At 58.1% G+C, this 20,583-nt stretch carries 12 protein-coding genes, 2 tRNA genes and 3 rRNA genes; 4 read left to right on the plus strand and 13 right to left on the minus strand.

Annotated elements, in window-relative coordinates; genetic code table 11:
• Positions 1-159: 159 nt before the first annotated feature.
• The 6 genes from rrf to FY550_RS10630 form a co-directional block, all read right to left on the minus strand.
• Positions 160-275, minus strand: a 5S ribosomal RNA gene (gene rrf / locus FY550_RS10605).
• Positions 276-384: 109 nt separating this feature from the next.
• A 23S ribosomal RNA gene (locus FY550_RS10610) occupies positions 385-3,277 on the minus strand.
• A 244-nt stretch (positions 3,278-3,521) separates the two neighbouring features.
• Positions 3,522-3,597, minus strand: a tRNA-Ala gene (locus FY550_RS10615).
• Positions 3,598-3,688: 91 nt separating this feature from the next.
• Positions 3,689-3,765 (minus strand) — tRNA-Ile (locus FY550_RS10620).
• Between the two features lie 70 nt (positions 3,766-3,835).
• Positions 3,836-5,371, minus strand: a 16S ribosomal RNA gene (locus FY550_RS10625).
• The 16S, 23S and 5S rRNA genes sit together here with 2 tRNA genes alongside, the layout of an rRNA operon.
• Positions 5,372-5,874: 503 nt before the next feature.
• Positions 5,875-6,615: a GntR family transcriptional regulator gene (locus FY550_RS10630; RefSeq protein WP_149054517.1), complete on the minus strand. Its 741-nt coding sequence runs from the start codon at positions 6,613-6,615 to the stop codon at positions 5,875-5,877.
• A gap of 221 nt (positions 6,616-6,836) precedes the next feature.
• Here FY550_RS10630 and FY550_RS10635 point away from each other — a divergent pair, with 221 nt between their 5' ends.
• The gene (locus FY550_RS10635; protein WP_070978882.1) at positions 6,837-8,207 is read left to right on the plus strand and encodes an anthranilate synthase component I family protein; all 1,371 of its coding nucleotides are present in this window, start codon (positions 6,837-6,839) and stop codon (positions 8,205-8,207) included.
• A 175-nt stretch (positions 8,208-8,382) separates the two neighbouring features.
• Positions 8,383-9,003, plus strand: coding sequence for a phosphoadenosine phosphosulfate reductase domain-containing protein (locus FY550_RS10640; protein WP_070978884.1), 621 nt, complete (start codon positions 8,383-8,385; stop codon positions 9,001-9,003).
• Between the two features lie 39 nt (positions 9,004-9,042).
• On the opposite strand, the gene cysB is transcribed toward FY550_RS10640, so the two are convergent.
• Positions 9,043-10,014 carry an HTH-type transcriptional regulator CysB gene (gene cysB / locus FY550_RS10645; RefSeq protein WP_149054518.1) on the minus strand — a complete coding sequence of 324 codons (972 nt, stop codon included), beginning with the start codon at positions 10,012-10,014 and terminating at the stop codon, positions 9,043-9,045.
• A gap of 160 nt (positions 10,015-10,174) precedes the next feature.
• Between cysB and FY550_RS10650 the strand changes: the two genes are divergently transcribed.
• Together FY550_RS10650 and trxA are read left to right on the plus strand one after the other, a co-directional pair.
• A complete protein-coding gene (locus FY550_RS10650; RefSeq protein ID WP_070978886.1) occupies positions 10,175-10,954 on the plus strand; it encodes a sulfite exporter TauE/SafE family protein in 780 nt (259 codons plus the stop codon).
• Between the two features lie 107 nt (positions 10,955-11,061).
• Positions 11,062-11,397, plus strand: coding sequence for a thioredoxin (trxA, locus tag FY550_RS10655; protein ID WP_325062961.1), 336 nt, complete (start codon positions 11,062-11,064; stop codon positions 11,395-11,397).
• A gap of 75 nt (positions 11,398-11,472) precedes the next feature.
• Here trxA and FY550_RS10660 read toward each other — a convergent pair whose 3' ends face one another.
• The 6 genes from FY550_RS10660 to hrpA form a co-directional block, all read right to left on the minus strand.
• Positions 11,473-12,570 carry an AI-2E family transporter gene (locus FY550_RS10660; RefSeq protein WP_070978890.1) on the minus strand — a complete coding sequence of 366 codons (1,098 nt, stop codon included), beginning with the start codon at positions 12,568-12,570 and terminating at the stop codon, positions 11,473-11,475.
• 46 nt (positions 12,571-12,616) lie between these two features.
• Positions 12,617-13,828, minus strand: coding sequence for a Bcr/CflA family multidrug efflux MFS transporter (locus tag FY550_RS10665; protein WP_070978892.1), 1,212 nt, complete (start codon positions 13,826-13,828; stop codon positions 12,617-12,619).
• 69 nt (positions 13,829-13,897) lie between these two features.
• Positions 13,898-14,392, minus strand: a complete 495-nt coding sequence (locus tag FY550_RS10670) for an STAS domain-containing protein (protein ID WP_070978894.1) — start codon at positions 14,390-14,392, stop codon at positions 13,898-13,900.
• The gene (locus tag FY550_RS10675; RefSeq protein ID WP_149054519.1) at positions 14,385-15,527 is read right to left on the minus strand and encodes a PP2C family protein-serine/threonine phosphatase; all 1,143 of its coding nucleotides are present in this window, start codon (positions 15,525-15,527) and stop codon (positions 14,385-14,387) included. The genes FY550_RS10670 and FY550_RS10675 overlap by 8 nt, the downstream gene beginning before the upstream one ends.
• 36 nt (positions 15,528-15,563) lie before the next feature.
• Positions 15,564-16,325 carry an MlaA family lipoprotein gene (locus FY550_RS10680; RefSeq protein ID WP_070978896.1) on the minus strand — a complete coding sequence of 254 codons (762 nt, stop codon included), beginning with the start codon at positions 16,323-16,325 and terminating at the stop codon, positions 15,564-15,566.
• A 249-nt stretch (positions 16,326-16,574) separates the two neighbouring features.
• The gene (gene hrpA / locus FY550_RS10685) at positions 16,575-20,522 is read right to left on the minus strand and encodes an ATP-dependent RNA helicase HrpA (RefSeq protein ID WP_070978898.1); all 3,948 of its coding nucleotides are present in this window, start codon (positions 20,520-20,522) and stop codon (positions 16,575-16,577) included.
• Positions 20,523-20,583 lie beyond the last annotated feature (61 nt).

Below are 20,583 nucleotides of genomic sequence, written 5' to 3' on the forward strand. Positions count from 1 at the left end.
AAGGCATACAGTAGCCGATGACTGAGTCGCATAAGAAGATCATATTGCCTGAGGGTCCCTGCCAGCAGGCTGACCTGACATTTTTACGCTACCGCTGCCGGCTGTCATCCGGACATGAAAAAGCCCCGACCATATGGCCGGGGCTTTCTCGGAAAGGGTGCCTGACGATGACCTAGTCTCGCATGGGGAAGCCCCACACTACCCTCGGCGCTGAGCGGTTTCACTGCCGAGTTCGGCATGGGATCGGGTGGGACCCGCTCGCTGTGGTCGTCAGGCAATTCGGTGGTCGAATCGCCCGCAGGCGCTTCGACGGATTCGTGGATCATGCTGCGTGCTGCGTCTCGCGTATCCGGCACGTGTCATCACAGACCGCTTGGGCGTTATATGGTCAAGCCTCACGGGCAATTAGTACGCGTCAGCTCAATGCGTTGCCGCACTTACACACCGCGCCTATCGACCTCGTCGTCTTCGAGGGCCCTTCAGGGGGCGCAAGGCCCCGGGGAAGTCTCATCTTGAAGGGGGCTTCCCGCTTAGATGCCTTCAGCGGTTATCCCGTCCGGACCTGGCTACCCGGCGATGCCACGGGCGTGACAACCGGTACACCAGAGGTCCGTCCACTCCGGTCCTCTCGTACTAGGAGCAGCACTTCTCAAACTTCCGACGCCCACGGCAGATAGGGACCGAACTGTCTCACGACGTTCTAAACCCAGCTCGCGTACCACTTTAAATGGCGAACAGCCATACCCTTGGGACCGACTTCAGCCCCAGGATGTGATGAGCCGACATCGAGGTGCCAAACACCGCCGTCGATGTGAACTCTTGGGCGGTATCAGCCTGTTATCCCCGGAGTACCTTTTATCCGTTGAGCGATGGCCCTTCCATACAGAACCACCGGATCACTAGAACCTGCTTTCGCACCTGCTCGACGTGTCTGTCTCGCAGTCAAGCACCCTTGTGCTCTTGCACTCACTGCGCGATTTCCAACCGCGCTGAGGGTACCTTCGTGCTCCTCCGTTACGATTTGGGAGGAGACCGCCCCAGTCAAACTACCCACCACACACTGTCCTCGCACCGGCTCACGGTGCGGAGTTAGAACGCCGATGATGCAAGGCTGGTATTTCAAGGTTGGCTCCACCGCGGCTGGCGCCACGGTTTCACAGCCTCCCAGCTATCCTACACAAGCAACATCAGCGTCCAGTGTGAAGCTGTAGTAAAGGTTCACGGGGTCTTTCCGTCTGGCCGCGGGTACACAGCATCTTCACTGCGATTTCAATTTCACTGAGTCCCGGGTGGAGACAGCGTGGCCATCATTACGCCATTCGTGCAGGTCGGAACTTACCCGACAAGGAATTTCGCTACCTTAGGACCGTTATAGTTACGGCCGCCGTTTACCGGGGCTTCGATCAGGAGCTTCACCCCCGAAGGGGCTGACACCATCACTTAACCTTCCGGCACCGGGCAGGCGTCACACCCTATACGTCCGCTTGCGCGTTGGCAGAGTGCTGTGTTTTTAGTAAACAGTTGCAGCCACCTGGTCTCTTCGGCCGGTGTCCGCTCGAGCCGCAAGGGCTGTCACGGCCACCGGCGCACCTTCTCCCGAAGTTACGGTGCCATTTTGCCTAGTTCCTTCACCCGGGTTCTCTCAAGCGCCTTGGTATTCTCTACCTGACCACCTGTGTCGGTTTGGGGTACGGTCGCATGTGATCTGAAGCTTAGAGGCTTTTCCCGGAAGCGTGGCATCAGTGACTTCCACCCCGTGGGGTGTTCGTCTCGCATCTCGGCCGATGAGCGATCGGATTTGCCTGATCGCTCGGCCTACCTGCTTTCACCGGGGCAACCAACGCCCGGCTCACCTGGCCTTCTTCGTCCCCCCATCGCAATCACATCCGGTACGGGAATATTGACCCGTTTCCCATCGACTACGCCTTTCGGCCTCGCCTTAGGGGCCGACTCACCCTGCTCCGATTGACGTCGAACAGGAACCCTTGGTCTTCCGGCGGGGGAGGTTTTCACTCCCCTTATCGTTACTCATGTCAGCATTCGCACTTGTGATACCTCCAGCATGCCTCTCGACACACCTTCACAGGCCTACACAACGCTCCTCTACCGCGTGTCCGAAGACACGCCCGCAGCTTCGGTACCCGGTTTAGCCCCGTTACATCTTCCGCGCAGGCCGACTCGACCAGTGAGCTATTACGCTTTCTTTAAAGGATGGCTGCTTCTAAGCCAACCTCCTGGCTGTCTGAGCCTTCCCACATCGTTTCCCACTCAACCGGGATTTGGGGACCTTAGCTGGCGGTCCGGGTTGTTTCCCTCTTGACAACGGACGTTAGCACCCGCTGTCTGTCTCCCACGCTGTACTCACCGGTATTCGGAGTTTGCCTCGGTTTGGTAACCCGGGATGGGCCCCTAGCCGAAACAGTGCTCTACCCCCGGTGGTAATACGTGAGGCGCTACCCAAATAGCTTTCGAGGAGAACCAGCTATCTCCGGGCTTGATTAGCCTTTCACTCCGATCCACAGCTCATCCGAGTCCTTTTCAACGGACCCCGGTTCGGGCCTCCAGTCAGTGTTACCTGACCTTCACCCTGGCCATGGATAGATCGCCCGGTTTCGGGTCTGTATCCAGCGACTGCGCGCCCTGTTAAGACTCGGTTTCCCTGCGCCTCCCCTATGCGGTTAAGCTCGCCACTGAATACAAGTCGCTGACCCATTATACAAAAGGTACGCGGTCACCCTCCGAAGAAGGCTCCCACTGCTTGTACGCACACGGTTTCAGGATCTGTTTCACTCCCCTCACCGGGGTTCTTTTCGCCTTTCCCTCACGGTACTGGTTCACTATCGGTCAGCCAGGAGTATTTAGCCTTGGAGGATGGTCCCCCCGTCTTCAGTCAGGGTTTCACGTGCCCCGACCTACTCGATTTCACGACAATGGGATTTCGACTACGGGGCTGTCACCCGCTATGGCGTGCCTTTCCAGACACTTTGTCTATCCGTCATGCCGCTTAAGGGCTGCTCCCCGTTCGCTCGCCACTACTTGGGGAATCTCGGTTGATTTCTGTTCCTCGGGATACTTAGATGTTTCAGTTCTCCCGGTTCGCTTCCATGAGTTATGTATTGGCTCATGGATACTCATCTGATGATGAGTGGGTTTCCCCATTCGGAAATGCCCGGGTCGCAGGTTATTTGCCACCTCGCCGAGCCTTATCGCAGGCTGTCACGTCCTTCATCGCCTCTGGCTGCCTAGGCATCCACCGTGTGCGCTTCATCGCTTGACCATATAACCCCAAGGGGTCTGATCAGGATGACATACGATTCGCCGGATACGCTTGAGACGTATCACGTTTTGTCCGGATCGGCGGTCACGACACGAAGCGTGTGCTTCGGTGTTGCCGCCGACCGGAACAGTCAGCATGATCCACATTGTTAAAGAGCGTACTGTCGCAAAGCGACAGTCGGAAATCGGCTCGATGCTGTCATCGAATCGACTTGCGACTGTGCTTTCCTGCATATTCGGGTCAGTGGTGGAGCCAGGCGGGATCGAACCGCCGACCTCCTGCGTGCAAGGCAGGCGCTCTCCCAGCTGAGCTATGGCCCCTCTGACAATGCAATTCGTTTCTCGCGCGAAAGAAGGTATCGACGCATGGCCTGCCATGCGAGATGGCTTCTGACAATGCGAGAGACGAATTTGGTGGGTCTGGGCAGACTTGAACTGCCGACCTCACCCTTATCAGGGGTGCGCTCTAACCAACTGAGCTACAGACCCGAACAGTCTTCGCTCTATCCGATCAGGTAATTTGTTGTGGGCGCACTGGCTCACGCGGGCGGTTTGCGTTTAAGGAGGTGATCCAGCCGCAGGTTCCCCTACGGCTACCTTGTTACGACTTCACCCCAGTCGTGAACCACACCGTGGTGGTCGCCCTCCCGAAGGTTGGGCTAACCACTTCTGGTGCAGTCCACTCCCATGGTGTGACGGGCGGTGTGTACAAGGCCCGGGAACGTATTCACCGCGCCATTCTGATGCGCGATTACTAGCGATTCCGACTTCATGGAGTCGAGTTGCAGACTCCAATCCGGACTGAGGCGAGCTTTACGGGATTGGCTTCACGTCGCCGCTTCGCAACCCTTTGTACTCGCCATTGTAGCACGTGTGTAGCCCTGCCCGTAAGGGCCATGATGACTTGACGTCGTCCCCACCTTCCTCCGGTTTGTCACCGGCAGTCTCCCCAGAGTTCCCGGCCGGACCGCTGGCAAATGGGGATAGGGGTTGCGCTCGTTACGGGACTTAACCCAACATTTCACAACACGAGCTGACGACAGCCATGCAGCACCTGTCTCTGCGTTCCCGAGGGCACCCCGGAATCTCTTCCGGGTTCGCAGGATGTCAAGGGCAGGTAAGGTTCTTCGCGTTGCATCGAATTAAACCACATGCTCCACCGCTTGTGCGGGCCCCCGTCAATTCATTTGAGTTTTAGCCTTGCGGCCGTACTCCCCAGGCGGTCGACTTAGCGCGTTAACTGCGCCACCAGCCTCTCGAGGAGGCCAACGGCTGGTCGACATCGTTTACGGCATGGACTACCAGGGTATCTAATCCTGTTTGCTACCCATGCTTTCGCGCCTCAGCGTCAGTGTCAGTCCAGAAGGCCGCCTTCGCCACTGGTATTCCTCCCGATCTCTACGCATTTCACCGCTACACCGGGAATTCTACCTTCCTCTCCTGCACTCGAGCCTGCCCGTTCCGGATGCCGTTCCCGGGTTGAGCCCGGGGCTTTCACACCCGGCGTGACAGGCCGCCTACGCGCCCTTTACGCCCAGTAATTCCGATTAACGCTTGCACCCTCCGTATTACCGCGGCTGCTGGCACGGAGTTAGCCGGTGCTTCTTCTGCGGGTGATGTCCTTCGTGGCGGGTATTAACCGCCACGCCTTCTTCCCCGCTGAAAGTGCTTTACAACCCGAGGGCCTTCTTCACACACGCGGCATGGCTGGATCAGGCTTTCGCCCATTGTCCAATATTCCCCACTGCTGCCTCCCGTAGGAGTCCGGGCCGTGTCTCAGTCCCGGTGTGGCTGATCATTCTCTCAAACCAGCTACGGATCGCAGCCCTGGTGAGCCGTTACCTCACCAGCAAGCTAATCCGACATGGGCTCATCCGATAGCGCAAGGTCCGAAGATCCCCTGCTTTCTCCCGTAGGACGTATGCGGTATTAGCCCGGGTTTCCCCGGGTTATCCCCCACTACCGGGCAGATTCCCATGCATTACTCACCCGTCCGCCGCTCGCCGGCACCCCGAAGGGCCCGCTGCCGCTCGACTTGCATGTGTTAAGCCTGCCGCCAGCGTTCAATCTGAGCCATGATCAAACTCTTCAGTTGAAAGTCATGCGATCCTGACCGATGACCGAAACCATCGTGGCGGATCAATCCTGGCTCGAAAACGAAAACTCGCGATTTGACGAGTCGTCTGTTTCCGATGATGCTGTGCCGCACCGTCGTGAACCAGACGCCCACACAAATTACCTGATCGACTTGTTAAAGAGCGTTCCCGCCGTGGCCTGCGCCGTTTGCGAGAGAGTGAGCATTCTACTCACCGCCACCGAAATGTCAATGCCGATTTCGGTGGATGCTGCCGAAGCGAGGCTTCGGGGAACAACCGATCGATTCGCAAAAACTTCAATCGAATCAGCTGTCTGCAGCTGCCGGCCCGGGTGGCTGTTGCCCTGTCCGTTGCCAGCGGATGCGTACTCTACGCCTCGCCGGCCGACCTGACAACCCCCGACGTCAGAAAAAATTGCAGAGGCAGAATTCAGCCTCGTCATGAGCGGTTTTGAGCATTCATGCAAATGAACGCAGGGAAACATGCAAATAGCAGGGCCCTGTCAGGTCATGCGACGCCGTGAGATCGGCGTGCGTGCGTCTCCATCATCCAGTGCCATGGCATAACGCTCGGCCACCGTCTGACGCGCTGCCGTAATGTGACGACGCATCAGCATTTCAGCCAATTCCTCGTCCCCAGCGGCAATCGCATCAACAATTCTGTGATGCTCGACAAAAGCTCGCTGGGGTCGGGCACCTCGGGCACTGTACTGGGTTCTATAAAGACGCACGAGATAGTAGAGATCATCACAGAGCATGTTCATCAACATACGATTGTGACTACCGCGAGCAATCAGGTAATGGAAATCCAGATCACCTTCGCGCTGATAGTAAGCCTCGCCCTGATCAAGCCCGGCCTGCCCCTCATGGGCACTGAGCACATTCCGCAGGGAATCGACCTCTTCAGACGTCATGTTACGTGCGGCCAGACGCGCTGCCATGCTTTCCAGCGACTCACGCACGTCAAACAGCTCGAGCAACTCACGCATCGAGAGTCGAACCACCCGCGCTCCGACATGGGGCTCTCGCTCGATCAGGCGATGCACTTCAAGCCGGCGCATCGCCTCTCGCAATGGCCCGCGAGAGATGCCATAGGTCTGCGCCAGACCCGGTTCGGTGATGCGGGTCCCCGCCGGAAGCTCACCGCGGACGATGGCATCCTGTAATTGCTGAAAGACTCGCTCTGCCAGTGTACGGGCTTCCGGTGGCAGGGTTTCGTTATCCTGAGGGGATGAATCGCTCATGCAGGCTTTGTCGACAATGCTGAATTGGCTTCACCATAACCGATGGTCGCCCGGAATCAAGCCGGCAGTGTGCTCTGGCCACCTACCCCACCCCGCCATGATGATGGCCTCGCTCTTCATTCAATGTGGCATTATCCGGCCATGTTATGCTCCCACCACGACTGGCTGACGCCACTTCGACGCACCGCACCAACAGGACTTTCCGCTTCGGAGTCTCATTCATGACGCGTCTTCTGACGATCACTCCCCTTCCCTATTACAGTGACCCCGGAACCTATTTTTACAGACTGAGGCAGCGTCCGGACGCCATATTGCTCGACAGTGGCCAGCCCCAAAGCCCTTCAGGCCGCTATGACATTATCTCCAGTGACCCACTTGCCACGCTGACCATCGATCAGACAGGCCAGATACACTGCCCTGCCATTTCCGGTTTGAGCAATGATCCACTAAAGGCACAACAGGAGTTACTGACACACCTCGACATCGAGGCGCCGGCCACCGAGCTCCCCTTTACCGGTGGAGTGATTGGTTACTGGAGCTACGATTTTGCTCGCCTGCTGGAACAGCTACCGGACCGGGCTGCCAACGACATTGGATTACCGCTGGCGAGGCTGGGGCTCTACGACTGGGCATTGATTCAGGATCATGAACGTCATGAGAGCTGGCTGATAGCCGATAGCGCACGCCGTCGTGAAATAGAGCGCTGGCTTGCCGGGCCAGCCCCCCGGGAGAAGCCTTTCAGACTCGCATCCCCTTTTGTCGACGAACTCCCTCGCAAAGACTACGGCGAGCAGTTTGCTCGGGTTATGGCACATCTGAATCATGGCGATTGCTATCAGATCAATCTCGCACGCCGTTTCAGCACCCGCTATAGCGGAGATCTCTGGCAGGCCTATCAGCGTTTGCGTGCTGCGACTCCCATGCCCTATGCCGGCTTCTGGCAATGGCACAATGAGCAGACCGGTACACATCAGGCGCTACTCTCGGTATCTCCCGAGCGCTTCCTGGAAGCTCGAGCGGGGCATTTGCACACTCGCCCCATCAAGGGCACCCGCCCCCGCGGCACAACCATTGAGGAAGATGAGGCACTGGCCCGCTCACTAAAGGAGAGCCCAAAGGATCTCGCCGAAAACGTGATGATCGTCGATCTGCTTCGCAATGATCTCGGGCGTGTCTGTCGTCCCGGTAGTGTCAATGTCCCCTCGCTGGCAAGCCTCGAGAGTTATGCCAATGTCCATCATCTGGTCAGCGTCATCGAAGGAGAACTGGCCCCCGGCTTTCATTCACTGGATGCGTTGATGGCTGCCTTCCCGGGCGGCTCCATTACCGGGGCGCCCAAACATCAGGCCATGACCCTGATAGATGAACTCGAGCCAGTGCGACGCAGTGCCTGGTGCGGCAGTCTGGGCTATGTCGACATTCGCGGCCGACTGGATAGCTCCATAATGATTCGCACGGTTGTCGCGGATCGTGACCATCTGTACCTGTGGGGAGGTGGTGGTCTGGTCGCCGATTCTCGCGAGCAGGAAGAATTCGAGGAGATCGATGCCAAGGTGGGTCGGCTGATGCATGCCCTGTCAGCTTCGGACTGACCTGCCCTTTCTGACAGCACAAGCGCTGCTGTCGTCATTGATGGCACTCTGATGGTTCACCATGCCATGCATCCGGCGCTAAGCATCAAACTTCCAGCTATTGGTTACGCATCGTTTTTTTTGCCAGGTTAGCTCCCCATCTGGAAGTCTTTTCTGTCACTTCATGGAGACGACGATGTCCATCGATATCGAAGCTGCCAACCGGGACCTCGGTCACGATGCCGAAGGCCTGGTCAAATGGGCCCTGTCTCAGGGTCTACCCGCTATCTGCACGACCAACTTCCGGCCTTTCGAAGCTGTGATCCTGCATATGGTCACACGAGTTCAGCCTGATATACCGATCGTATGGATGGATACCGGCTACAACACACCGGCCACCTATGAGTTCGCCGATTCGGTCAGCAGGCAGTTGGAACTCAATCGCACCATTTATCTGCCGCTACGCTCCAGGGCGCATCGCGAAGCCGTTGAAGGTCCTGCCCCGGCGCTGGATGATCCACGCCATGAAGCCTTTACCAGAGAGGTGAAGCTCGAACCTTTTGAGCGTGCACTGAATGAAATGAATCCCGGCCTCTGGTTCACGGCACTACGGGCCAGTGATACCGATAATCGTGCCGGCATGCAGCCAATCAGCCGTAATCAGGATGGCATCATCAAGGTAGCGCCACTGCTTCACTGGTCGAGCAAGGATCTCTACGACTATCTGGTCGCACACGATCTGCCCAATAACTTTGACTATGTCGATCCGACCAAGGGCGAAGCAAACCGCGAGTGCGGTCTTCATTTGCAGCACTGATCAATGAGGCCCGAACCCCCTCTCAGGGCGTGTTCGGGCTCAGCGTATCGGCAGCTCGATACCTTCGAATAACGCCTGCTCACCATTCGGGCCGGCTACCATGGCGGCCTCCACCGTATCCCGATCAAGGTGAGTCGCCAGCCGTTGCAGGAAATCAAACATATAGCTGCGCAGGAAAGTGCCACGGCGGATGGCAATGCGGGTAATCGAGCTTTCGAACAAGTGCCCGGCATCAATGGGTACCAGGTCATGATCCATCACCGGATCGACTGCCATGTGCGCCACAATACCGACTCCCAGCCCAAGCCGGACATAGGTTTTGATGACATCAGCATCAGCAGCAGTCAGTACCACATTAGGGGTCAGCCCCTGCGACTGGAACGCTTCGTCGAGTCGTGATCGCCCGGTAAATCCCAGCGTATAGGTGACCAGCGGATACCTTGAGAGTTCTTCCAGGGTCAGGGATTCGGTTCCTGCCAAAGGATGATCGCGCGGCACCAGCACACAGCGATTCCAGCGATAACAGGGAAGCAATACCAGATCGTTGAACAACTCCAGCGATTCAGTACAAATGGCGAAATCGGCCTGCCCTTCACACACCATTTGCGCGATCTGCCGTGGCGTCCCCTGCTGCATGTGCAGGGCCACATCAGGATAGCGCTGGGTGAAATCGTGTATCACTGGCGGCAGCGCATAGCGCGCCTGGGTATGTGTGGTCGCGATCGACAGGCTGCCGCGGCGCTCGTCACTGTGTTCCTGAGCGACATGACGGATATTATCGACCGTGCGCAACACCTGTCCGGAGAGGTCGATGATCGCCTGCCCTGCCGGCGTAATCCGGGTCAGATGCTTGCCACTGCGCGCAAATATCTCAACCCCCAGCTCGTCCTCGAGCAGACGAATCTGCTTGGAAATACCTGGCTGGGAAGTAAACAGGCTCTGAGCAGTAGCCGATACATTGAGATTATGCCGAGAGACTTCCCAGATATAACGCAGCTGTTGCAGCTTCAAGATGTCTACCCCCTGTCACTCGACCGACTGGCGCCATTTGCGCAGATATTTTAATGCTATCAAGCGATAAAATAATGAACAATCATTCCTTTCGGGAATATATGAACAGGCTTACAGTGCATGCCATTCATGCCCCCCTGGTTCACAAGGATAACGCGCAATGGAATGGCTGAATTTCCTGCTGTATGTCTGCGCCGGTGCCGGGGTCGGCATTGCCGTAGGCCTGTCCGGTATAGGCGGTGGCTCCCTCATGACGCCGCTATTGCTGATGTTCGGGTTTCCTGCGCATGTCGCTGTCGGTACCGATCTGCTCTATGCCGCTATCACCAAGGCCAGTGGTGTTTTCAGTCATCACCGCCAGGGTCATGTGGAATGGGCCATTGTCAGGCGCCTGGCAGCCACCAGCGTCCCGGCAGCTATCGTAACGCTGATCCTGTTGAATCTGCTTTTCGAAGGGTCGCATGGTTACAGTGATCTGATTACCGGCACGCTGGGCGTGATGCTGATCATCACCGCCGGACTGGTCATCTTTCGCACCCCCCTGCAACAACTTGCCCATCGCCGCAGCGACTGGGCCACCCGCTACAGACGTGAGCTAACCCTGGTAGCCGGTCTGGTGCTGGGCGTTTGTGTCACGCTTTCTTCGGTCGGGGCTGGTGTATTCGGTACGGCCGTACTGATGCTGCTCTACCCGGCCTTTCGCTCGGGCCGCATTGTGGGCACCGATATTGCGCACGCTGTACCACTGACACTGATCGCCGGGTTTGGGCACCTGCTGCTGGGCAATGTCGATTTCATGCTGCTGGCAGCCCTGTTGATCGGTTCGATCCCGGCCATTCATCTGGGCGCATGGCTGACCCGCTTCATGCCGGATCGACTGCTGCGCGGCGCTCTCACGCTACTCCTGCTGTTCATGGGTGTACGCTACGCCTTCTTTTAAAGGACCTGTCCATTGATGGTCTCAATGATCAATATCACGGCGCTGTATTTGCCTGCCATCGACTGGACCGCTAACATCAACGCATCACTGCTCAGCAGTCGCAACGATTGGAGAACGAAATGGCAAATAATGTCGATGTCACCAGTGCCAACTTTGATCAGGAAGTGGCGCAATCCGACAAGCCGGTACTGCTGAAGTTCTGGGCCCCCTGGTGTGGCCCCTGCAAGATGATGGCACCGGTGGTCGAGGAAGTGGCCGAAGAGCGCTCCGATCAGATCAAGGTGGTCAGCATCAACGTGGATGATGCTCAGGATATCGCTGCCGAACAGGGTGTTCGGGGCGTACCCACTGTCATGATGTTCAAATCCGGCAACAAGGTTGCCTCGCTGGTGGGTGCACAGTCCAAAACCCAGCTGGTTCAGTTCATCGATCAGAACGCCTGATTGTCAGTGGCAAATGCCGACTGAACCGGGGCCCGCCTCATGGAGGCGGGCCCTTCTTGTTGGCATCCGGCAGATCTAACGAGGCCGCTTTGGCATTTCATCCTGGCGACTGCGTTCGCGCCGCCGGCTGGTTGGCCCCAGCATGATGGAGAGCCAGCGCGTATCAGGATGACTGTCGAGTGCGATCTTCAACGACATCGTCAGTGGAACCGAGAGAAACATCCCCACCGGTCCGAATATCCAGCCCCAGAAGACCAGTGAGAGAAAGGCCACCAGGGTCGACATGCCCAGCGTCTGCCCCATGACACGAGGTTCGATCAGATTGCCCAGCACGAAGTTGATCGCCACATAAGCGCCAGCCAGTAGTAGCGCCTGGAACTCTCCCCCGCCCGGCATGGCCATGGTCAGCAGTACTGCTGGTATGGCTGCCAGAATCGAGCCGATGTTGGGAATGTAATTCAGCACAAAAGCCAGCACGCCCCAGAGCAGACCGAACTGCACACCCAACGCGAAACAGGAAAGCGAAACCAGAGCACCGGTCACCAGACTGATCACCGTCTTGACCAGTAGATAGCGCTGCAGGGTAATCGAGAACTGCGTAAAACGGCGCAAACTGGCATCCGGGCGATTGATAGCCAGGGCCAGTTTGTTGGGAAAATCCAGTGTTTCGTAAAGTGTGAACAGAATCAGAATCAGAATGACCACGATATTGGTCAGCGCATTCCCGATCCCCCCCAGCAGTAATGGTACCAGGCTGGCCGCCGAAGCAGGATCGAACAGCTTCGACATACCTGCTGTTTCAATGGGCAGGCCCAGTCCCGCGACCCAACTGACAAGTCCCGAATAGTGTTCCCGGAGTGCCGTTTCCAGCTCGGGCAAAGCCGAACTGAATTCGCTCATGCGTGCCACAATCAGCATCGAAAATGCACCCAGCAGGATCAGCATGCCAATGATGACACAACAAACCGAAGTATTGATGCCCAGCCCGCGGTCATGCAGCCAGTTCACCGGGCGTGCACAGAGCACGGCAATGAACAGCCCCAGCAGGATCGGTACGATCAGTGTAGCGCCCAGCTTCAGCCCCCCGATGATGATCATCAGGGAAGCGATGGTCAGTACGACATGATAGGGAAAATGCTGCTTTTTCGAGCCGGAGTCCTGCTGATCATCCATTGACCACCTCCACTAGGCTTCAAAAACGAAGTTGCCTGAGGCCATCTCAGGATGAGGAACGATGCCCCGACACGGCACCGGCGCCGGCACCGGCGAGTACCCGTACCAGTAAATTGGCCATGAAGCTGGCCCCGACCATACCGATGACCATCGGCCATACACTGGCAATCTGAAGCCCACTGACCAATGCCCCGGCCAATCCGCCAGCAGTGAACTGCAGACAACCCAGTACAGCATTGGCCGTAGCGCTCATCCCGGGGAAATGATCCAGCATCGATGAAACCGCATTGGGCGTAATCAGTCCATTGACGCCCACGAACAGTACGATCAGTACAACCACCACCGGGATGACGTCCAGCCCGGCAGCAATGACTGCCACCAGTGCCAAACCGGCGCAGAGCTGAATGGCGAGGCCCGTACGCAGCAACTGACGCGGTGAATAGCGTGCAAGCAGCCGAATATTGATGCGGTTGGAGCTCGCCATGATGATGATATTGGCGCCGAACAACAGCGGATAGAGCGTCGAGGAGACGCCATAATAGCCCATGTAGACATAGGGCGAATTGGTAATGAACGAGAACATGCCGGCAAAGGAAAAGGCCACGGCGGCAATATACCCCAGCGCTTCCCGATGGGTCAGCACGGTGCGATAGTTGCGCAGTACCTGACGCATACCGGCAGGTTTGGATTCGGGGCGACGCGTTTCCGGCAGGAAACGCAAAATCAACAGAAAGAGCAGGCAGCCATAGAGCGCAAGAAAAACAAAAATGGCCCACCAGTCGAACAGCTGTAGTAACAGGCTCCCCAGCGTTGGCGCCACCAGTGGGGCCAACATCAGGATCATGACCATGGTGGAGAGTACCCGGGCAGCTTCGCGTCCAGAGAAGCAGTCCCGCACGATGGCAGAAGAATTGACGACACAGGCACCACCCCCCAGGGCCTGCACGAAACGCAACGCCCAGAGGGTATGAATATCCTGTACGGTAATAATGGCCAGGCTGCTGAGTACGAACACGGTAATACCGCCAATCAGAATCGGCCGCCGGCCAACACGATCGGAAAGTGGCCCGAAGATCAACTGTCCCAGCGCGATGCCGAGCAGAAATACGCTGAGTGAAAGCTCGGCCAGATGCACATTGGATCCGACATGCGCCGCGATACGTGGCAGCGCAGGCAGATAGGCATCGATGGCAAACGGCGCCAGTGCCGTATTGGCGGCTACCAGTAGCGCCAGCCGTCTCGCCCCGATCGATGACAAGGTCACCTCCAGACAGTTGTCATATGATGGCTGTCGCTCGCTGTAGTTATACCGCCAGCCTGACCAACTTCAGTGGCTCTGATGCTGGGATTCCAGTAGCTCAACCAGCGGCTGAAATTCCATGCGATTATGTTCGCTCATCTGCATCAGCGTGCGATGTGCTTCGAGAATACGGGAGCGTAATTCCTCTTCCCCCGATTCCATGGCTGGCAATTCATCGAACCGATCAGGCTCGCTTCCGGTTGCCTCCACGATGGTGACGTATTGCTGAAAGCCCATCACCTCGAGCATCTGCAGCACATCCGGGTGCTCAACCATGACCAGCGGCTGATTGGGCAAACGTTCGCGGACAGCCAGAGCGATCTTGGCCAGAAATCCAAGTGCAGTGGAATCCATGTTGACGACGTCACGCAGGTCAACAATCACCCGCTCCAGTCCCGGCAGTTCGGCCAGGGGCTCGACCTGCTGGTCCAGCGTCGCGCACAGTGTCAGGCGGACATCTCCCGAAAGCTTGAGCACGAAGGTGCCCTCTTCGAAAGCAGCCTGAATGCGTCCTTCATTCATGCCGGAAACCGGTTAGTGTCAGAAATGAGAGATCATCGGGCAACGCGTCAGCCAGAGCCAGCATCGTTCTGAGCTCGGCGATCGTGTCGACCTTGCCAATACACTGGCACAGCGCCTCAAGCCGTTCGTCCAGCCCCTTCCCGGGCAGACAGTCCAGTATTCCGTCGCTGCACAGCCACAATGAAAAACTTTCCGGCAACGGATACTGAAGTGCCGGATATTCGATATCGGGAAACAGACCCACTGCCGGCCCCTCGCCAGGCAACACACAAGTGCCCTGGGAAGTTTTCAGTAACGGTCGTGGCAGTTGGGCGCCCAGAGAGTAATGCAACATGCGGGTTTCACGATCGATAACCCCCACAAAGATAGCCGCGTGCTTGCCGACACCGAGGCTCAGCAATTCACGATTGAGCCGTGCCAGCCAGCGTGGCGGCAGGTTTTCCGGCGCACGGGCATTCCAGCGTGACAACCAGCGCTGAAAAAGAGCCTTGAGCAACACCGTAACCAGAGCCGATGAAGCTCCATGACCCGCAATATCGGCAAAGCAGAACATTGTATAACGTTCGCTGTGGGCCTGATAGTCAAGAAAATCGCCCGATACATAGAGCGAAGGCGCCATCCAGTAGTCTGCCGCTACCCCATTGAGCACCTGGCCCTGAGGGGGCAGAAAACGCCGCTGTATCTGCCCACCCGCCTGAAGATCCTCACGCAGTATGGTCAGATGTGTTTCCAGCTGCTCGTTGAGGTGCTCCAGACGATCACGCTCATGCATCGCCGCCTGACACTGACGATGCTGGCCCAGTGCGCGAAACAGTATCCGATGCAACAGCATCACATGCTGCAAGGGGTCGATCATGTAGTCGACGGCCCCGGCGTCCACCGCTGCCAGCATGGTGGCCTGATTGCGTTGTTCGGCAATCACGACTGTTGGCAAACGGCTCGTCAGCGCTTCCCACTGCGCATGTTCAACACAAGCGCTGTCCGCCACCAGTACATCCAGCCTTTCCGGAAGCCGGTCTGTTGATTCGATCAGACGCACCTCGCAATCGCCGAGACGCTCAAGCGCCTCGGCAAGCTGAAGACGACGATCATTACGGCTATCCAGCAGGCCGATCAGTGCCGCACGAGGATACATGTCCACTCCTCCAACCACATGCCGCGGTCGGTCGGATTACTGGGTGTCGGAGCGACTGCTTTCGAAATCGCTGTCATCGAAGTCGAAATCCCCTTCAGCGAAGGGATCCTTGCCGGCCTTGCCGTCATTGAGCAGATACTGGCGACGCTGTAGATAGGTATCGCGAATGAAGCTGTAGCGATCGCCATGGATCAACTTCTCCTGATCAAGATACCCGGCCCGGGTATCGACCAGGTCCAGGGCGCGCAGCCCCCACCGGGTTCCATCATCCTCGATGTAGGTCACCGGATCGGTGTACCAGTCCACTGGCAGCCCGGCCGTCGCTCGGACGGTACTCGGCCCCAGGAAGGGCAGCACCAGATACGGGCCCTGCCCTACGCCCCATTGTGCCAGGGTCTGACCGAAATCTTCCTCGTGCCGGTTGATACCCATTCGCGAAGCCGGGTCGAGTAACCCACCCAGCCCAAGCGTGGAGTTGATCAGAAAACGTGCCGTGGAGGTCCCGGCGTGAGTCAGCTTCCACTGCAGCAGACTATTGAACGAGTTACCGATATCGCCGAGGTTGCCAAAGAAGTTGCCTACTCCCTGCTGCACCGGTGTCGGGGTGACATAATCATACCCCTGCGCCACGGGTTTGAGGGCATATCGATCGATCGTATCGTTGAAGGCGAATACGCCACGATTGAATCCTTCCCAGGGATCGGCCGGATTACCGCCGCCCTGAGTCTGATTGCCGGCACAACCCGCCAGCATGCCTGTGGCAACCAGCGTGCCTGCCAGTGTGCTCCATGCTCTCATTTATTCACCTTGAAAAATCCCATCAATCACCGCCTCGACGCAGGTGTAACACCATCTGCGTCCCCCGAAAGCGGCCCTTGCGTATTCGAGCCAGTCATGACCAGCCCGATCCTTATACTGAGGACGTCACCGCTCTCGAATGTTCTCGATCCGGCATCGGGTATGCGCGGCATTGTCTGCCCATTCGGCAATACTGTACAGAGTCAGCTCATGCGTACGATGCAATGAGCACGAAAATCAATCCAATATTCAGACCGCCACAAGCTCCTGCCAGCGTCGCTCAAGCCTTTGAACCGACACCGGCGCCAGCGTGCCCAGTTGCTGGGCAAACAGCGAGACGCGCAGCTCCTCCAGCCACCAGCCGAAGGTTTCCAGTTCAGGATCGCGTATCCCACCGTTTTCCTGCCGCGCCCGGCGCTCATCCAGCCGGGTCTGGAGAGCATTGACCTCATCCATCGACAGCTGATCGCGTCGGGGCTCACGCGGCGCCTTCTCAAGCCGAATCCCGGCCGCCTCCATGTACCTGGGATAGTGCCTGAGCCACTCTTCCGCCAGACTGATGAACCCCGGGTGTACCAGGCGTTGCATCTGGCCTTTTACGTCCGACCAGCTACGCGCCAGGTTGAAACTCACACGCCCCTTGAGCATTTTCGAAACCTTCAGATGCCCCTCCAGAGCCGCTTCAACCCTGGCCAGCAGAGTTTCGCCCACCTCGCCAATTCTTCCTCGCTCGGCATTGAGTCGGGCTTCGAAAGCCTCGGCATCACGGGGCAAGGGATCAAAGGCAAATACCTGTAAAAAAACGGCAGCAACAAAGTCATCGATCAGATCGCGACGGGAACCGACATTGGCAAACAGCAGGACGCTGCGCTCAAGACCTGGAATATCTCGCGACAGCCAGCGCACCTGATCCGGCAATCGCCGCATGGCCAGTCGTTTGATGCCGTGACGATGCTGATAGTGCGCCCTGGCAGGATGATCGAACAACGCGACACCCAGTGTATCCCCTTCATCCACCAGTGCCGGCCATGCTTCAACGCGAATACCGGCCTGATCGCGAACATGCGACTCTGGCAGCTCTCCTCCGGGGAACCCGGTCAGGCCACTACGAGAGAGCTCATCACCAGCCATCGCTCGGGCGCCTTCACGCGCATCGGCCTCGAAGCGCTCGATCAATGCATCGAGATCGCGCCCCTGCCCGAGAGTGTGCCCCTCATGGTCGACCACTCGAATGTTCATGTGCAGGTGCTCGGGCAACTGTTCCGGCTGCCAGGCGTCGGCCGGCAATCGAATACCGGTACGACGTCGCATGAACTCGCCCAGTGCCACATGCAGCGGCGTATTGTCCGGTGTCACCGTTTCCAGTGCCGCATCGACCCAGTCGGGGATCGGAACCACCTGACGACGATACTGCTTGGGCAGCGATTTCATCAGCGCAATGGCCTTGTCGCGCCGTAACCCCGGCACCAGCCATTCCAGGCGCTCGCGTGGCAGGGTCGATAGCATCGCCGCCGGCACCGTCAAGGTCACGCCATCATCCTCGGCCCCCGGTGCAAAGTGATAGGAGAGCGGGTAGCGGCGACTGCCGGTACCGGGCGTGCCCAGTTCCAGTTCATCCGGGTATTGTTCAACGGTCACTTCACTGGCCTCGCGAGCCAGTAGCGTCTCCCGATCAAGGAACAGCAGCCGCGGTTCCTGGGCTTCGGCCTGTGAACGCCAGCGCTCGAACCCCTTCACCGTATAGATGTCTTCCGGCAGACGCTGATCGTAAAAATCGACCAGAGTCTCCTCGTCTACCAGAATGTCGCGCTTGCGTGCCCGATCCTCGAGATCCTCGACCTCGTCGATCAGCGCCCGGTTATGCTCGAAAAACTCACCTTTTGTGGAAAACTGCCCTTCCACCAGCGCGCTGCGAATGAAGATATCGCGCGCCTCCTGTGGTGCGATCGGCCCATAATGCACCTTGCGCCGTGCCACGATAGGCAGACCGAACAGGGTGACCTGCTCGAATGCGACGACCTGCCCCCGTTTCATCTCCCAGTGCGGCTCACTGACACTGCGCTTGACCAGATGACCGGCCAGCGGCTCGATCCATTCCGGCTTGATGGCCGCTACTTCACGGGCAAACAATCGGCTGGTTTCCACCAGTTCACCCGCCATCACCCATTTCGGCGAACGTTTTGCCAGTCCCGAAGCCGGATGAATCAGGAACTTGCGGTTGCGGGCACCCAGATATTCACGCTGCTCATTGAGCAGACCGAGATTGGAGAGCAGACCGCTCAACAACGCCTGATGCAGACGCGCCACATCTGCAGGCTCGCTATTGAAGCCGAGCTCCAGCTCGCGTGCCAGCTGACGCAGCTGGCGATAGGTATCATGCCATTCACGCAGACGCAGATAGCTCAGGAACTGATCACGACACCAGCGACGCAACCGGCTACCGGTCAGCTCTTCGCGTTTAGCTTCAAACCCTCGCCACAGATTGATCCATGCGGCGAAATCGGAATCCTTGTCCTGCCATTGGCGATGCGCCTGATCGGCAGCCTCACGCTTGTCCGCTGGCCGCTCACGCGGGTCCTGAATCGACAGTGCACTGACCACGATCAGGGTCTCTGTGAGGCTGCCATATTCCGCTCCGGCCAGCACCATGCGCCCCAGCCGGGGGTCGATCGGTAGCCGAGAGAGACGCTGGCCACTGCGTGTGAGGCGATTACGCTCGTCCACTGCCCCCAGCTCAAACAGCAGCCGAAAGCCATCCTTGACGAAACGCCCATCCGGCGGATCAATGAACGGAAAGTTGCTGATATCACCCAGCTTCAGCGACAGCATTGCAAGAATCACCGAAGCAAGATTGGTACGCTGAATCTCCGGCTCGGTATAGGTCGGCCGCGACAGATAATCCTCTTCGCTGTAAAGACGAAGACAGACGCCTTCCGCCACACGACCACAGCGCCCGCGCCGCTGATCGGCGCTGGCCTGACTGATCGGCTCGATCGGCAGTCGCTGCACCTTGGCACGGTAGCTGTAGCGGCTGATACGTACCAGCCCGGGATCGATGACATAACGGATGCCGGGCACTGTCAGTGAAGTCTCGGCGACATTGGTCGACAGCACGATGCGCCGGCCGGTATGTGACGAGAAGACCCGGTTCTGTTCAGCATTGGACAGTCGGGCATACAACGGGAGCACTTCGGTATCACGCAACTGGGCACGTCGCAGGGTATCGGCAGTTTCGCGAATTTCGCGCTCCCCCGGGAGAAAGATCAGGATATCCCGCGGGCCGGTAAACCAGCGATGCTCTCGCTCAATGGCAGTTACTTCTTCGACGGCCTGCAAAATGCCTTCCTGCAGCGTCAGATCTTCCTCATCGCTCTCCTGGCGCACCAGTGGCCGATAACGGGTCTCAACCGGATAGGCCCGGCCCGAGACCTCGATCACCGGGGCAGGCTGCGATTGACTACCGAAGTGTTGCGCAAAACGATCAACATCGATGGTCGCCGAGGTGATAATCACCTTGAGATCGGGTCGACGATCGAGCAGCCGGCGCAGATAGCCGAGCAGGAAATCGATATTGAGACTGCGTTCATGCGCCTCATCGATAATGATGGCTTCATACTGCCGCAGGTCAGGATCATGACGGGTTTCCGCGAGCAGAATCCCGTCGGTCATCAGCTTGACCCGGGTCTGCTCTGCCGTCTGATCGGTAAAACGTACCTGATAGCCGATGGCGCCACCCAGAGGGGTTTCCATCTCCTCGGCCAATCGTGAAGCCACCGAGCGAGCCGCCAGACGACGCGGCTGGGTATGACCAATCAGTCCTCGCGCCCCCAGACCAAGCTCCAGGCAGAGCTTGGGTAACTGGGTGGTCTTGCCGGATCCGGTCTCGCCAGCCACGACAACCACCTGGTGCTCGGCAATGGCGCGGCTGATGTCTTCCCGCTTCTCGACGACCGGGAGCTCGGCCGGATAGTGATACCCCAGCGGCTGGGCCAGGCGGGTTTCGACCTGGGCAATGGAACGATCGAGACGCGTTTGCACATCACTGATGGCGCGATCAATCGGCTGACCGCGACGCGCACGCGCTTCCAGCCGTTCAAGGCGACTGCCCTGATCATGGGCAACACTCAGGGTGGTCCGGGAGAGCCGCTCACGCAGCGTCTGCAACTGTTGCCGGGCATCGGTTGCGGTATCGCTCAAGACAGCCTCATTACCATGCAGGTCCGACGCCCTGCCAGCTTCCAGCAGGCAGGCGTCGAAC

Origin of the sequence: Kushneria phosphatilytica, from assembly GCF_008247605.1 — a bacterium.
Classification (GTDB): Bacteria; Pseudomonadota; Gammaproteobacteria; order Pseudomonadales; family Halomonadaceae; genus Kushneria; species Kushneria phosphatilytica.